The organism is Tsukamurella sp. 8F, assembly GCF_029167375.1.
Classification (GTDB): Bacteria; Actinomycetota; Actinomycetes; order Mycobacteriales; family Mycobacteriaceae; genus Tsukamurella.
This window is the reverse complement of record NZ_JARFTP010000039.1, coordinates 20,643-34,939: the sequence shown is the minus strand read 5'-3', so window position 1 is coordinate 34,939 and position 14,297 is coordinate 20,643. Positions and strand designations below refer to the sequence as shown.

18 protein-coding genes are annotated in these 14,297 nt (G+C 70.7%); 13 read left to right on the top strand and 5 right to left on the bottom strand.

Annotated features, from left to right (window positions below):
- The 7 genes from P0W64_RS20350 to P0W64_RS20320 form a co-directional block, all read left to right on the top strand.
- Nucleotides 1-1,448, top strand: a 1,448-nt coding sequence (locus P0W64_RS20350) for an ABC transporter substrate-binding protein (protein WP_275482003.1), incomplete at its 5' end; no start/stop codon positions are given.
- On the top strand, nt 1,445-2,386 hold the full coding sequence (locus tag P0W64_RS20345) for an ABC transporter permease (RefSeq protein ID WP_275482002.1): 942 nt from the start codon (nt 1,445-1,447) through the stop codon (nt 2,384-2,386). The genes P0W64_RS20350 and P0W64_RS20345, both read left to right, overlap by 4 nt.
- Complete coding sequence (locus P0W64_RS20340) at nt 2,383-3,162, top strand: ABC transporter permease subunit (protein ID WP_275482001.1); 780 nt, start codon at nt 2,383-2,385, stop codon at nt 3,160-3,162. The genes P0W64_RS20345 and P0W64_RS20340 overlap by 4 nt, the downstream gene beginning before the upstream one ends.
- Complete coding sequence (locus tag P0W64_RS20335) at nt 3,159-4,532, top strand: ATP-binding cassette domain-containing protein (RefSeq protein WP_275482000.1); 1,374 nt, start codon at nt 3,159-3,161, stop codon at nt 4,530-4,532. The genes P0W64_RS20340 and P0W64_RS20335 overlap by 4 nt, the downstream gene beginning before the upstream one ends.
- A 130-nt stretch (nt 4,533-4,662) precedes the next feature.
- A complete protein-coding gene (locus P0W64_RS20330) occupies nt 4,663-4,875 on the top strand; it encodes a CbtB-domain containing protein (RefSeq protein WP_275481999.1) in 213 nt (70 codons plus the stop codon).
- Nucleotide 4,876: 1 nt separating this feature from the next.
- Nucleotides 4,877-5,701: a CbtA family protein gene (locus tag P0W64_RS20325; RefSeq protein ID WP_275481998.1), complete on the top strand. Its 825-nt coding sequence runs from the start codon at nt 4,877-4,879 to the stop codon at nt 5,699-5,701.
- 7 nt (nt 5,702-5,708) lie between these two features.
- Entirely contained in the window at nt 5,709-6,239 is a 531-nt protein-coding gene (locus tag P0W64_RS20320) for a histidine phosphatase family protein (protein WP_275481997.1), read from the top strand.
- Between the two features lie 43 nt (nt 6,240-6,282).
- Here the strand turns inward: P0W64_RS20320 and P0W64_RS20315 are convergent, their stop codons facing one another.
- Entirely contained in the window at nt 6,283-6,771 is a 489-nt protein-coding gene (locus P0W64_RS20315; RefSeq protein WP_275481996.1) for a hypothetical protein, read from the bottom strand.
- 97 nt (nt 6,772-6,868) lie between these two features.
- Nucleotides 6,869-7,237: a DUF1844 domain-containing protein gene (locus P0W64_RS20310; RefSeq protein WP_275481995.1), complete on the bottom strand. Its 369-nt coding sequence runs from the start codon at nt 7,235-7,237 to the stop codon at nt 6,869-6,871.
- A gap of 361 nt (nt 7,238-7,598) precedes the next feature.
- On the opposite strand from P0W64_RS20310, the gene infC reads away from it, so the two are divergent.
- From infC to P0W64_RS20285, 5 genes are read left to right on the top strand one after another with little or no spacing between them, the layout of a single operon-like run.
- Nucleotides 7,599-8,168, top strand: a complete 570-nt coding sequence (infC, locus tag P0W64_RS20305; protein ID WP_275482006.1) for a translation initiation factor IF-3 — start codon at nt 7,599-7,601, stop codon at nt 8,166-8,168.
- A gap of 60 nt (nt 8,169-8,228) precedes the next feature.
- Nucleotides 8,229-8,423, top strand: coding sequence for a 50S ribosomal protein L35 (rpmI, locus tag P0W64_RS20300; RefSeq protein ID WP_275481994.1), 195 nt, complete (start codon nt 8,229-8,231; stop codon nt 8,421-8,423).
- A 39-nt stretch (nt 8,424-8,462) separates the two neighbouring features.
- The gene (gene rplT, locus P0W64_RS20295; protein WP_275481993.1) at nt 8,463-8,843 is read left to right on the top strand and encodes a 50S ribosomal protein L20; all 381 of its coding nucleotides are present in this window, start codon (nt 8,463-8,465) and stop codon (nt 8,841-8,843) included.
- Between the two features lie 11 nt (nt 8,844-8,854).
- Complete coding sequence (locus tag P0W64_RS20290) at nt 8,855-9,673, top strand: RNA methyltransferase (protein WP_275481992.1); 819 nt, start codon at nt 8,855-8,857, stop codon at nt 9,671-9,673.
- Between the two features lie 45 nt (nt 9,674-9,718).
- Nucleotides 9,719-10,996 (top strand): acyltransferase family protein, encoded by a 1,278-nt coding sequence (locus P0W64_RS20285; RefSeq protein WP_275481991.1) that lies wholly within the window; start codon nt 9,719-9,721, stop codon nt 10,994-10,996.
- A gap of 1 nt (nt 10,997) precedes the next feature.
- Here P0W64_RS20285 and P0W64_RS20280 read toward each other — a convergent pair whose 3' ends face one another.
- Nucleotides 10,998-11,903: an alpha/beta hydrolase gene (locus P0W64_RS20280; protein ID WP_275481990.1), complete on the bottom strand. Its 906-nt coding sequence runs from the start codon at nt 11,901-11,903 to the stop codon at nt 10,998-11,000.
- A gap of 59 nt (nt 11,904-11,962) precedes the next feature.
- Here P0W64_RS20280 and P0W64_RS20275 point away from each other — a divergent pair, with 59 nt between their 5' ends.
- Nucleotides 11,963-12,586 carry a TetR/AcrR family transcriptional regulator gene (locus P0W64_RS20275; protein ID WP_275481989.1) on the top strand — a complete coding sequence of 208 codons (624 nt, stop codon included), beginning with the start codon at nt 11,963-11,965 and terminating at the stop codon, nt 12,584-12,586.
- 3 nt (nt 12,587-12,589) lie between these two features.
- Here P0W64_RS20275 and P0W64_RS20270 read toward each other — a convergent pair whose 3' ends face one another.
- Nucleotides 12,590-13,585 (bottom strand): MerR family transcriptional regulator, encoded by a 996-nt coding sequence (locus tag P0W64_RS20270; RefSeq protein ID WP_275481988.1) that lies wholly within the window; start codon nt 13,583-13,585, stop codon nt 12,590-12,592.
- Entirely contained in the window at nt 13,579-14,226 is a 648-nt protein-coding gene (locus P0W64_RS20265) for a HEAT repeat domain-containing protein (RefSeq protein WP_275481987.1), read from the bottom strand. Before P0W64_RS20265 ends, P0W64_RS20270 begins: the two co-directional genes overlap by 7 nt.
- Nucleotides 14,227-14,297: the final 71 nt, after the last annotated feature.

Genomic DNA, 14,297 nt, shown 5'->3' with positions numbered 1-14,297 from the left:
GGGGGGGGGGGGGCCCCCGCGGAACGACGCGGCGCGCGGGCGCCTACGAGGGCTCGGGGGCAGCGGAGACGATGGACCCGGGCGTCGGCCCACAGTTCATCGACGAGGCGCGCGCGAAGCACGTCTTCGACGGGCTGTTCGAGGCGGACTCACAGATGCGGCCGGTGGCACGGCTCGCGGAATCCGCCGAGGCCGACGCGCGTGGGACGCGCTGGCGGGTGAGGCTGCGAGACGCGCGGTGGCACGACGGCACCGCGCTCACCGCCGACGATGTGCTGTACACGCTCGGCCGAATCCTCGGTAAGCAGCAGACTGCGCGGCCGATGATCGCCAAGTCGACGCTGTCGGCCGTCGACGCCTCCGCGTGCCGGGCGGTGGATGCGCGCACAGTCGAGATAGTGCTGCGGGAGCCGGCCTTCGACCTGCCCAGCCGCCTCACGGCGTACGGGACGCGCATCGTGAAGAAGGGTGCGACGGACTTCGCTCATCCGGTGGGGACCGGGGCTTTCCGGTTCGAGAGGTTCACGCCGGGCCGCGAGCTGGTGGTTCGCAGATTCGACGGGCACTGGGGCGGCGCGGCCGCCGTCGATGAGCTGCGCATCCTCAGCGCAGGGGCCGACGCCCGCCTCGCCGCGTTGCGCAGCGGGCAGATCGACTTCGCCGACGACCTGTCCGCATCGGCCGCGGCGACGGCCCGCGGGACGGCCGGGCGGGCGGTGCACGCCACCCCGAACAGCGGGATCCTGTACTTCGCGATGAAGACACAGCAGGCACCGTTCCGCGATCCGGATGTGCGGCGCGCCATGATGCTGCTGGTCGATCGCGACGAGTTGGTGAAGGTCGCGCTCGAGGGCGCGGGCGAGGTCGGCGACGACGTCTTCGGGCGCGGATACCAGTACTACGCATCGGACCTTCCGGCGCACCGCCACGATCCGGATGCCGCCGCCGCGCTGCTGCGCAAGGCGGGGGTGACGAGCCTGCGTTTCGAGCTGTTCGTAGCGCCCGTCGCGAACGGACTCGTGGAGGCGGCCCGGCTCTTCGCGAAGCAGGCAAGGGCGGCGGGGGTCACCGTCGACGTCACCGAGGGGTCGAAGGACACCTACTACACCGACTACTACAAGCGGGGTGACATGGTGGTGGGCCAGTCGGGCCCGCTCGCGATCCCGTACCACTTCGGGTCCCGGCTGCTGACGGGCGCGTCGAAGAACGTCACCCAGTGGGCGGACCCCGAGTTCGACGCGAGCTACCGGCGGGCACAGGCCGCCTCTTCGGAGCAGGAGCGTGCGGCGATCTATCACGGCATGCACGAGACGTTGCACGATCGCGGCGGCTACATCTTCTGGGCGACGACACCGTGGACCGTCGGTTACCGAGCCGGTCTCACCGGAGTGCCGACGGGCGTTCCCAACTCCCTCGACTGGGCACGGTTCGACCGGACCAGGGCGTGAGGCTGCTGGCGCGGCGGCTGTGGATCGGCGGGCTCCAGCTCGCGGCCCTGCTCGTTCTGACCTTCGTCTTGACGCTGCTGCTGCCCGGTGACGCCGCGGACGTGCAGAGCGGGGACGTCACGACCCCGGCGCAGCGGCAGGAGACGCGGATGCTGCTCGGGCTCGACGTGAGTCCGGTCGACAGATTCCTGCGATGGTGCGGATCGGTGCTCAGGGGGGATCTCGGTATCTCCGTATCGCAGGGCCGCCCGGTGTGGCACGTGATCTCGGGGCCGCTCACGGTCACCGCCGTGATGGCGCTCGCGGCGACGGTGGCGCTCGTCCCCGTCGCCGGGTTCGCCGGGTTGTGGGCGGGACTCCGGCCGGACGGCGTCGCAGATCGGGTGGTGACCTCCGTCGCCATCGCGGTCGACTCGATCCCCGATTTCGTGCTGGCCATCGTGCTGGTCAGCTACCTCGCGGTCGAGGGACGGCTGCTGCCCGCCACGACCATCGGGATGTCGCCGGAGGACGTTGCCGCCGACCCGCGATATCTGGTGTTGCCGCTCGTAGTCATGGTGTGCCGGGTCGCCGCCCCGCTGGTGCGGCTCGTGCGCGCGGGTGTCGTCGACACCATGCGCCGGCCGTACATCACCCAGGCGCGTCGCCTCGGTGTCGCGCCCGCGGAGTTGTTGCTGCGGCACGTCGCGCCCAACGCTCTGGGGCCCGCTATGCAGGACCTCGGTCGGACGGGCGACTCCCTGTTATCGGGTGTGCTCGTCGTGGAGGCGGTATTCGCTATGCCGGGGATCGCCACCACCCTCATAGATGCGATCGGGGCGCGTGACGCGCCTGTCGTGTTGGCGGTGGTGCTGCTGACGGGAATCGCTGCGGTGCTTGCGAATACGGGCATCGATGCGCTCGGTGCGCGCATGGTTCCCCAGCGGGTGCGCGCATGAGGCGCCGCTACGCGGTGTCCGGCGTGCTGGTCGGGGTGCCGATCGTGGCGGCACTGATCGGGCCCGAGGTCGCGCGCTTCGCCCCCACGCGGGCGCAGGCGCCGTTCGGGCCGTCGGTGTGGGCGCCGTTCGGCACCGACCGCTTCGGGCGGGACGTGCTCGCCGCGGTACTGGCCGGCGGCCGTCCCCTCATCGTGACGCTGTTCGTCACCGTCGCCTGCGCCTATGCGGTGGGTTTCGCACTCGGGACCACCGCCGCCTCCACGCCGCGGCCGTGGCTCGACGACCTGATCATGCGCCCCGTCGACGTGCTGCTCGCACTGCCCTCGATCCTCATCGTGATCGTGGCAGCGCTCCGTTCCGACGGCTCACGCGTGATCGTCGGCTGCGCGGTGGGCATCACTCTCGTGGCACCCATCGCGCGCTTCGTCCGGATGGCGGCGAGGGACGTCGCGCAGAGCCCCGCCATGGACGCGCTGCGGCTGCAGGGCGCCGGGCGTACCGCGCGGTCGGGCTATGCGCTGCGCGAACTCGCCCGACCGGTCGCCGCCGACGTCGGCGTGCGCTTCGTCGCTGCCCTCTACGTGCTCGCGGCGGCGAACTTCCTGGGCGTGGGCTTCGACCGTTCCTCGCCCGACTGGGCCGTGGCGGTCGCCGCCAACCGAGAGGGGCTGTTCGTCGCGCCGTGGTCGGTGTACCTGCCGGCGGCGATGATCGTGTCCCTCGCGCTGGGCATCAACCTAGCCCTCGACCAGCGGCTGCGAGGGCGACGGTGAGCGCGCGCATCCGCGGTCTCACAGTGACCGTTGGTGAGCGGGAGTTGGTGCGCGACATCGACTTCGACGTCGAGCCCGGTCGTGTCACGGTACTGACCGGGCCTTCGGGGGCAGGTAAGTCGACCGTGGCCGCCGCACTGGCGGGCGCGCTGCCGGAGGGCGCTCGGGTCGCGGGCGATCTGGACATCCCGCCCGGGACGCGCGTGGGATACGTGCCGCAGGACGGTGCACTCACGCTGAACCCCGGCCGGCGGGTCGGCACGGCCCTGCATGGATACGCTGCGCTCGGCGGACGCAGGGACGGCGGGCAGGCGCGGGTGCGCGCCGCTCTCGAGGCGGTGGGCTTCGAGGCCGGCGAGCTGCCACGTCGCGCACTGCGCCGGTTCCCGCACGGATTCTCGGGCGGTCAACGGTCGCGCCTCGCGGTGGCGCAGGTGCTCGTCACCAGGCCCGATCTGCTGATCCTCGACGAGCCCTCGTCGGGTCTGGACGGAGCGGCGCGGGACCGCCTCGCGGGCGGCATCGCCGCGCTCGCCGGCGACGGTGTCGCCGTTCTGCTCGTCACGCACGATGCCGCGCTCGCGGCGCATGGGGACGAGTTGCTGTACCTCCGGAAAGGCCGTCTCGCGCCGCCGGCGCCCCGGACGGATGCGGTGGTGACACCGCGCGGCACGCGGGGCGACCTCTTGCGCCTCGACCGCGTTCGGGTCCGCATCGATCTCGACCTGCTGACCGAGCCGTTCGACCTCGCAGTGGGTGCGGGCGAGCTCGTCGGGCTCGTCGGTCCCTCCGGCGCGGGGAAGTCGACGCTGGCTCGCGCCGTCGCAGGGCTCGCTCCCGTCGCCGCCGGACGGGTGCTGGTCGACGGCGTCGCCCTCGGCAGTCTGCGGGCCAGGTCGCGCACGCAGACCGCGGCGGTGCAGTACGTGCCACAGGAGATCCGGGCGTCGTTCGATGCACACCGGACGGTGCTCACGCAGGTCGGTGCCACGGCGCGGTGGCTGCGCGGCCTAGGACGTGAGGCTGCCGACGCCGAGGCCGAGGCGCTACTCGCCGAACTCGGCCTCGAGCAGGCGACGATCGCGCGGCACCCCGGGGGCCTGTCGGGAGGCGAGCTGCGGCGCGCCGCGCTTGCCCGCTGCCTGCTGGCTCGGCCGCGCATGCTGGTCTGCGACGAGACGACGACGGGCCTCGACGCGCTCGCGGCGTCGAGGGTGCACGAGCTGCTCGACGGGTACCGCGCGGAGAGCGGGGCGGGGGTGCTGCTGATCAGCCACCACGAGGCCGATCTGGCACGTGTCGACCGAATCGTCCCGGTTCGCGATGGGCGCACGAGTCTCGGAGCCGACGGTGTCGGTGGTGCGTGCTAGCGTCAGCGCATCCCGGCGGAGGAATTCCGAGTGCGGAAGCGGTCGCGCCACTGTGAAGCCAGACCCGAGCCGGGCCACACGAAAGTCGGATCGAAGGGGCGCGTGAACCCCTTGGCAGAGAGGCCCTCTGATGGCTGATAAGACCTCCGTCGCCCACGTGGGCGACCTCGGGCTCACGGTGTCCCGCCGGTGGTTGGTGCTCGGCGTGACGGTGTTCCTGGCGCTCGCCGTCTACTACTTCGTCGGTGTCGACCAGGGGGCGGTGTCGGTGTTCGGCAACGATATGCACGTGCACGAGTTCGTGCACGACGCTCGCCACTTCCTCGGCTTCCCCTGCCACTGACATGGAGGGGCGGATCATCGCGCGCGGCGTACTCGCCGGCGCGCTCGGGGGATTGCTTGCATTCGTCTTCGCGAGGATCTTCGCGGAGCCGGTGATCAGCCGCGCGATCGATTACGAATCCGCGCGCGACGAGGCCAAGGCCTCCGTGATGCATATGCACATGGAGGACGGGCCCGACATCTTCAGCCGCACCATCCAGGCGAACATCGGCATCGGGGTCGGCATCATCGCGGTCGGCTGCGCCATGGGTGCGCTGTTCGCGGTGGTGTACTGCGTCGCGGCACCACACGTCGCGCGCATGGAGCCGCGCCGGCTGGCACTCGCGATCGCGGCGTCGATGTTCGTCGGGGTGTACCTGCTGCCGTACCTCAAGTATCCGGCCAACCCGCCGGCGATCGGTAACCCCGACACCATCAAGGAGCGCGGCGGTCTATATCTGCTGATGGTCGCCATCAGTGTCGCGCTGGTGTGGATCGCGTGGATCGCCGGACTCACGCTGGCGCCGCGGATAGGTGCCTGGTACGCCACCGTCGCGGGTGGGGCCGTCGCGGTCGTCGGGTGGGGGGTCGCCGCGCTGCTGCTGCCCACGTTCGGCAGCCTCGCGGGTAACCCGCCCGGCTCGGTGACGGAGACACCCAAGCCGCTTACCGACTCGGCGGGGCACGTCCTGTTCGCGGGGTTCGACGCGGACGACCTGTTCTCGTTCCGCCTGTACTCGGTCGGCGCTCAGGTGATCCTCTGGCTCGTGATCGGGCTGGCCGGCGGTGAGTTGATCAGCCGTCTCGCTGAACGCAGCCGGGCTCGGGCCCTGGCACCGTCGGTGTGAACCGGGAGTGCGTGAGCTGACGCTCGTCGCGCATGCGATGACTGCCGCGACCCGGGCCGCCCGATTCCCCTCGGACGAGGCGATCGAGCCGCTCGGGTCGCGGCCGCCCGCATTGGCGAGCGTGTTCGCCCGTGCGGGGTCCGTTCTGGTGGCTCCGGAGCGAAGGGCGGTCGAGACCGCCGCCGCCTTCGGAGCCGACGGCGCGCCGCACTCCTCACTCCGCGATCAGGCGTGTGGGGAGTGGGCGGGCCTGGCACCCGATGACGTCCCGGGCGAGGACCTGATGCGCTGGCTGTCCGATCCGGCGTTCCGGCCTCCCGGCGGCGAATCGGCCGCCGACGTGCTTGCGCGTGTGGGTGACCTCCTCGCGGAGGTGGGAAGCGGGCGGGCCGTTGCGGTGACGCACCCCGTGGTCCTGCGCGCCGCGGCGGTCACCGCGCTGGGTGCGCCACCCGAGGCGATATGGTCCGTCGAGGCCGGGCCACTGGCGACGATGCGGCTGGTCGCCGCATCGTCGGGCTGGCGCCTGCGGCTCTGAGTCACGGAGACTCTTAAGTCACCGAGAGCCGTGCTCCGCCGCGCTAGGAGAGCTCGTGCTTGGCGGCCTTGCCGCTCTTAGGCGTCACCTTCAGCTCGCTGAAGTGGCGGTCGTTGCCCGTCGGATTGCTCAGCTCGATCGCGACCTTGGTGGCGGTACCGTTCGCGTCGGTCAGAGAACCGGCGCCCTCGGCCGTCTTCTCGCCCCACGACTTCCAGGTGATGCCTGTGATCGTGCTGGCGGAGTCGCCGCACTTCCACGTGACCGTCGTCGGGACGGTGTCGCGGATCCCCACGCAGTCCTTGTAGGTGCCGGCGGTAGCGGACACCTCGAGGGGGGCGGCCGACGACGAGGCTGCGGCCGACGAGGACGCTGCGGCGGCCGGCGCGGCGGGCTTCGCGGCCGACGACGATGCGCTCGCCGAGGAGCCGGCGGGGTCGGCGTAGCTGACGCCGCACGCTGCGAGCGCGAGGAGGGATAGGCCGGCGGCACCGGCGACGGTAGCCGTACGCAGCGGGGACTTGGTGGTCATGTATGGTCCTTCGGTTCCGGAGGGACGTTGCTCTGCTGTTATTCAACCGTGACCTTCGGCGGTTTGCAAAGCGGGCGACCAGCGGAGGAATCAGGCGTCAGCCGTAGACGGGGCCGGTGTACTTCTCACCGGGGCCCTGACCCGGCTCGTCGGGATAGCTGCTGGCCTCGCGGAACGCCAGCTGCAGCGACTTGAGGCCGTCCCGGAACGGACCGGCGTGCGGGCCGAGATACTCGACCGACGCGGTCAGCAGCCCGGCCAGGGCCGTGATCAGCCGGCGGGCCTCGTCGAGGTCGAAATGCCGGCTCTCGGAGGGCACCTCGGCGGACAGGCCCAGCTTCTCGGCGGCCGAGCTCATCAGCATCACCATCGCGCGGGAGATCACCTCGATCGACGGGATCTCGGCGAGGTCGCGCTCGGGGAGGCCTTGTTCGGGAAGGTCGTACGAATTCGGGTTCTCGCTCACGACTGCTACACTTTCACGTGCGACCGCCCCGGTCCGCGTCGCCCCATGCCTGGGGAGCACGGAACAGGGCAGCAAGTGGAGTCCCGCTCCCACCACGTCGGCGTCCTTCGAGATTGCCGAGTGGTCCGGTCGGCACGCTGGGAATTCTCGGCGTGGTCCCTCGGTTGAGGGAGACGATCGCAGGCACGCGCCGCGATGGTCCCGATCGGTCGGTTACGGGCCCCGCAGGCATTCGCCTGGAGGGGCCCTTGTTCGTGTGTAGTGCTTACTGCGCCGGACGGCTGAGTGGCAGGGCCTGGTGGCTGCGCCGCGGTCGGGACGACATACCCGCTCGCAGTGAGCACCTACAAGAGGAGGCCCCATCAGCACTGAGACCCGCATCAACGGTCAGATCCGCGTTCCCGAGGTCCGGCTCGTCGGACCAGAGGGCGAGCAGGTCGGGATCGTGCGTGTTGAAGATGCGTTGCGGCTCGCGCTCGAAGCCGACCTGGACCTGGTAGAGGTCGCGCCCACCGCGCGACCGCCCGTGTGCAAGATCATGGACTACGGCAAGTTCAAGTACGAGGCGGCGCAGAAGCAGCGCGAATCCCGCAAGAACCAGCAGATGACCGTGATCAAGGAGCAGAAGCTCCGGCCGAAGATCGACGACCACGACTACGAGACCAAGAAGGGTCACGTCGTCCGGTTCCTCGAGCAGGGCAGCAAGGTCAAGGTCACCATCATGTTCCGTGGCCGCGAGCAGTCGCGACCCGAGCTCGGTTTCCGCCTGCTGCAGCGGCTGGGCGCCGACGTCGCCGACTACGGCTTCATCGAGACGTCCGCCAAGCAGGACGGGCGCAACATGACCATGGTGCTCGCCCCGCACAAGGGCGCCAAGACCCGCGCCAAGGCGCAGCAGGACAAGGGCGGGGCGGCCCCCCGGTCCGAGTGACTGCACGCCGACCGGGCAACCCCGGTCGGCCCGCGAACGAGACAGAGACGAGACATCCCCATGCCCAAGAACAAGTCCCACAGCGGCACCGCGAAGCGTTTCAAGGTGTCGGGTAGCGGCAAGCTTCTGCGTCAGAAGGCCGGCAAGCGCCACCTGCTGGAGCACAAGTCGTCCCGCGTGACCCGGCGTCTGGACGGTAAGACCGAGGTCTCGCCGGCCGACGTCCGCCGCGTCAAGAAGCTGCTCGGCAAGTAAGCCGACCCGACACCCCTACTCTTCGAAGGACCTAGAACTATGGCACGCGTCAAGCGCGCAGTGAACGCACAAAAGAAGCGCCGCTCCATCCTGGAGGCGTCGAAGGGCTACCGCGGTCAGCGGTCGCGTCTGTACCGCAAGGCGAAGGAGCAGCAGCTCCACTCGCTCACCTACGCGTACCGCGACCGCCGCGCGCGCAAGGGTGACTTCCGCCAGCTGTGGATCACCCGCATCAATGCTGCGGCCCGCGCGAACGACATCACGTACAACCGCTTCATGCAGGGTCTGAAGCTGGCCGGCGTCGAGGTCGACCGCAAGAACCTCGCCGAGCTGGCCGTGTCGGACGCCGACGCCTTCGCCGGCCTGGTCGCCGTCGCGAAGGCCGCACTGCCGGCCGACGTCAACGCGCCCGCCAACTGACTTCCGGCCGGGTGACCGATCACCTCGAACGACCCGCGGACGCGCTCTTCACCGAGCGCACCCCGCGGGTCGTTTCCGCATCCAAGCTTCTGCGCGCCGCAGCGCGGCGCAAGGCGGGCCGTTTCCTCGCTGAGGGGGCCAACGCGGTCGAATCCGCGCTCGAGACAGGGGTCGTGGTCGAGGTCTTCGCCACCGTAGAAGGTGCCCGGCGTTACGGCGGCCGTGTGGGGGACGATCCGACCCTCGTGACCGACAGGGCGATGCGCAGCCTGTCGGAGACCGTCACCCCGCCGGGTGTGGTCGCGGTCTGCCGACTGCTCGACGCCGAGTCCGTGCCCAACGATGCACGGCTGGTCAGTGTGCCGGTCGACATCGCCGACCCGGGCAATGCGGGGACGCTCGTGCGGGTGTCGGACGCGGTGGGTGCCGACGCCGTGGTGCTGGCGGGGGAGGCCGTCGACCCGCACAACGGTAAGTGCGTGCGCGCATCTGCGGGCTCGATCTTCCACCTCCCGATCGTGCGCTCGCGCGACACCGCGGCGGCCATCGGTGACCTGCACATGCGGGGCCTGACGGTGCTCGCCGCCGCCGGCGACGGCGAGATCGATCTCGACGACGCGGACGATCTCCTCGCGCGGCCGACCGCCTGGCTGTTCGGCAACGAGGCTCACGGTCTCACCGCGGACGTGCAGGCGCTCGCAGATCATCGGGTCCGGATCCCGATCCGCGGCCGGGCCGAATCCCTGAACCTCGCAACCGCCGCTTCGATCTGCTTGTACGCGAGTTCCAGGGCGCTACATCGGGGGAGTTCCCCCGGTCCGGACGCGTAGTCCTACGCATCCGCACGCGGTACAAGCCCGACGAAGCTTGTATGCATGACGATGAGCCTTCTGCCGAGCCGAACGACGGTCGTCGCCGGCACACCGGCCGGCCGTGACCGCGCCGTCGACGTCGCACGCCTCGCCTCGCTGCTCGTGGTGATGCTCGGGCACTGCGCGCTACTGCTCGCCACCGTCGACGGCGACGGCGTCCACATCGCCAACCTCCTCGGGGCGCTGCCCGGCGTGGACGCCATCACCTGGGTCCTGCAGGTCATGCCGCTGTTCTTCCTAGCCGGGGGCGCCGCGGGTGCTTACGGGTACACCACCGGGAACGCCTGGGGTGCATGGCTTATGCGACGCGGACAGCGTCTGCTGCGGCCGGTGTTCTGGTACCTCCTGCTGTGGGCGGCGGCGCTCTGCGGCATACGGCTCGTACTCGGCCCGGAGTCGGCAGCCGCGGTCGGTCAGGAGTGCGTTGCGCTGCTGTGGTTCCTGGGGGTGTACGTGGTCGTGCTCGCATTCGTACCGGCGCTGTGCCGGATGCGGTCAGCGCGCTGCGCGGCGGCCGTGGTCGCAGCCCTACTCGTGCTGACCGCCGCCTTCGACGGTCTGCGTATCTCGCAGGCCAGCGCCGCGGCGGGGATGCCGAACCTGCTGATCGTGTGGCTGATCCCCGCCGCGATCGGGGTGGCGTACGCGCGGCGGCTGATCACGGTGCGGGTGGCGGCGTGCGGCGCTGTGACCGCGTTGACGGCGCAGGTCGCGCTCGCGATCGTGGGGCCGTACGACCTATCGCTGGTGGTGACCGGGGCGGAGCACGTCTCGAACGTCTCGCCGCCGACTCTGCTGCTGGCGCTCCACTGCGTCTGGATGTCGCTGGGCTTCGTCATGATCGCGGGCCCGCTGCGTCGCCTCGCCGCGCGACCGCGGCTCTGGTACGCGGTGGCCGTCGGTAACGGGGGAGCGATGACGCTCTACCTGTGGCACATTCCCGTGATCGCGCTCGCCGCGTTCGCGCTGCACTACCTGGGCAGCGACGCCTACGAACCGCACGCGTCGGGCTTCTGGCCCGCGCTCGCCCTGCGCGAGGCGGTGTTCGCGGTGTTGATGTTCGTGGCGTTCCTGTCGCTTTCGCCACTCGAGCACCGACGTCTTCCGTGGTGGGATCGACCGTCCGGCGGCGCACACAGTGCCTGCGCTGGCGTCCTGCTGGTCTGCGCCGGAGTCGCTCTCCTGCTCACTGCGAAGAGCGGTCTGGGGACCGTCACGGGGTGGGAGTCGCTCGCGGCGTTCCTGATCCTCACGACGGCGGCGCGCATCTGCGCTCGCTGATTCAGTCGCGGTCGCCTGCCCGTCGGCTTCGCCGGTCGGCGACCGCAGGTGACGCCAGGAACCGGGTGAGGTGCTCGTTGAACGCCGTCGGCGACTCGATCATCGGGATGTGGCCGACGTCGGGGATCAGGTGGACGGCCTCGACAGCATCATTGGCCGCGGCGAATGCGCGCGCGTCCGCGGGTGGACTGATCGTGTCGCGTGCCCCGTTGATGACGATCGTCGGTTGGGTGACGGCGGCGAGAGCCGGCCGTTCGTCGTAACGGAAGCCCTGCCGCAGGGTCGGCCACGCCGCCGGGGGGCCCGCACCGTCGAGGATGCGAGCGACGTCCTCGGCATCCAGCGCCCACGGATGCGGGACGTAGGCGCGCAGCGCGGCCCAGCGCGCCCACCGCTGCGTCGTGATGAGGCGCCGGATCGGCGGTGAAGGAGGGGACCCCGCGGTCAGCGCCTCGACGATGAAGGTCGCGACCTCGGGATGGCGCTTCAGCGTCCCCAACGGGTTCCGGAACAGTCCGATGACGGAGCTGATGGGTCCGCCGGTGAGCACGACGCGATCGACGCGGTCCGGATGCCGCGCCGCGAGCTCGCAGGCGACGAGTGTTCCCATGGAGTGGCCGACGACGTCACACCGGTCGATGCCCACGGCGTCGAGGAACGCATGGATCGCGTCGAGCTGATCTGTGAATCCGTGCGCGTCGGGGTCCTCGGAGTCGCCGAAACCAGGCAGGTCGATCGCGACCACGCGGTGCGTACGAGCGAGTGCGGGGATGGTGTGTAGCCAGTACTTCCACGACGCGGCGTACCCGTGGATCAGTAGCGCGGTCCGGGGTCCGTCGCCGGCTTCGACGTAGGCGATGCGCCGGTCACGGACGAGGGTGTGGCGGGGACGGAGCTCGGCGGTCATGACCCGAACAATACATAACGAGCACTCGGTATGTAAGAGTGCAAGCTAACGTCGACCGTGTGGAAGCAGGTCGGCGAACCCAGTCGGAGCGGCGCGCGTCGACGCGACGTGAGCTGCTGGACGCGGCAGCCCGTGTGTTCGGCCGCAAGGGCTATCGCGACGCCACCGTTGCGGACATCGTGGCCGAAGCGGGGCTGTCCACCGGAGCGCTGTACAACCACTTCGCCAGGAAGAGCGACGTTTTCCTGGCGGTCTTCGACGATCGATTCACGGAGTGGGTGGCAGGTTACGACGCCACATTCGCCGGCGCGGAGGCGGCCGATGACACGCTTCGCGCGATCAGTCGGCACTACGGAGAACTGCTCCGCGAGAGCCCTGAGGACGCGCAGTTGCTGTTCGAGTTCTGGGCGGCGGCGATGCGGGACGAGTCTCTCCGACCAGCCTTCGCCCTGCGCCACGCCGCGATCCGCGGAGCGATGGCGGCGCTGATCGAACGTGTGCAGGAACGTCTCGGAGCTCGCGCCTCCGTCCCGGCGTACCAGCTCGGCGCGATCGTGACGGCGCTGGCCGACGGCCTGGCGATGCAGCGACTCGTCGATCCTGGAGCGCCCGACCACGGCGAACGTGACCTGCTGCTGGTGGCGTTGGAGCTGCTCGCGGCCGGCGCGTTCGAACAGCGCTAGGGGTCATGCCGACCGCAGGAGCGCCGCCGCGATGGCGGCGACGGTGCGGTCGCCGTCGCCGGCGAGCCGGGTCAGGGTTCCGTGGGCGAGCGCGCACGGGAGTTCGCCGAGCGCCTGTACGACGCGCACCCTCACCACGGATGTCGACCTCGGCGAATCGATCTCGGTGACGAGCGCGTGCAGGATGGTCGTGCCGATAGCCGGGTCTGCGGCGAGTGAGCCCAGTACCTCGGAGGCCTCGACGTCGCCGTCGCCGGACACCACCATGTCCACCAAGGCGTTCGTCGACGCCGCCTGCCCCCGCGCGCCGCACGCCAGGGCGGCCGTCCGGCGCACCTGTCGATCCGGGTCGTCCAGCGCGCGGGCCAACGTCTCGTCCGTCCCGGGCCCGGTCAGCTCGGCTACCGCCAGCACGGCGCGGCGCCGCACCGCCACGTCGTCGGAGCGCAGCGCCGGGGCGACGAGTGCGAGCACGTCGCCGTCCGCGCGGGCCAGCGCCCAGCGCAGCGCGCCGGCGACGTTCGCGTCGGACTCCGTGAGCACGGCCTCGGCGAGCGCCTCCGCGGGCACCGAGCCGTCGTCGGTCGGGGCGAGGGCTGCCTGTTGACGGTGCGCGGCGGCCGGGGAGTCCAGACCGCGTAGCAACTCGACGATGCGCAGTACCTCCCGCCACTGCCCGGGATCGGAAGCGGCGACGCCGCGGAGCCGCTGGAGCAGCTCCTGTTCGCGGAGCAGGCGCTGCTCGGTGCGTTCGATCAGCTCGGCGATGAGTGTCGCCGGGGCGAAGTCCGGGTCGTCCACGGCGCGGGTGATCTCGCGCAGCGACAACCCCAACGATCGCAGGCTCTCCACGTGCAGGATGCGGCGGAGATCGTCGGCCCCGTACTCGCGGTAACCGGCGATCGTGCGTCCGCATGGGCGCAGCAGACCAAGGGACTCGTAGTGCCGGAGCATACGAGCGCTCACGCCGGAGAGTCGCGCGACCTCGCCGATCAGCACGGCGACCCGCCCAGAGCGTCTATGCGGCGGGCGGAGTCCACGTCGATAGCGAAGGCCGCGTCGGGGTCTTCCAGCAGCCGTTCGGTTGCTGCCGCATGCGTGCGTACGCCCGGATCAGCGCTCGTCGCAGCGGCCCGCAACGCGGGCTCGCAGGCGTCGCCCAACTCGACGAGGGCGCGGCTGAGGCTACGTTGCAGGTCGCGGTCGCCGCGGCCGAGCGATGCGGCTAGAAGGGCGGCCAGCTCGCCGCGCCGTGCGTCGGGGACGAGCACCACGGCCGCTCGCCAAGCGCTGCGGGCCACCTCGTCGTCCTCGTCGCGCAGCATCACCGGTTCGAGCTCCGCCCACGAGGACGGGTCGGCGATCTTGGAAATGGTGTGCAGCGCCTGGCTGCGCGCCTGCCCGGTTTCGGAATGTAGCTCAGCGTGCAGCAGAGGGAGTGTGACCTCGGTCGGCAGCCGAGTCAGGGCCCACGTCAGCATGTCACGCACGTAGAAGTCGGGTTCCTCGGCGCAGCGTGCGACGAGCACGCCGGCGAGGGCGGTACGGGGGTGCGTTCCGGCGGCCAGCGCGGCGCGCAGCCGCGTCGACGGATCCTGCGCCACCAGGGCGTCGGCGAGCTTCGAGTGGTTCGCGGTCATGGGACCACCTCCTTCGCCGCTCAGTAGAGACCTTCGCACGATGTCAAGGTCAAGCGTCGGGCCCCGCTTTC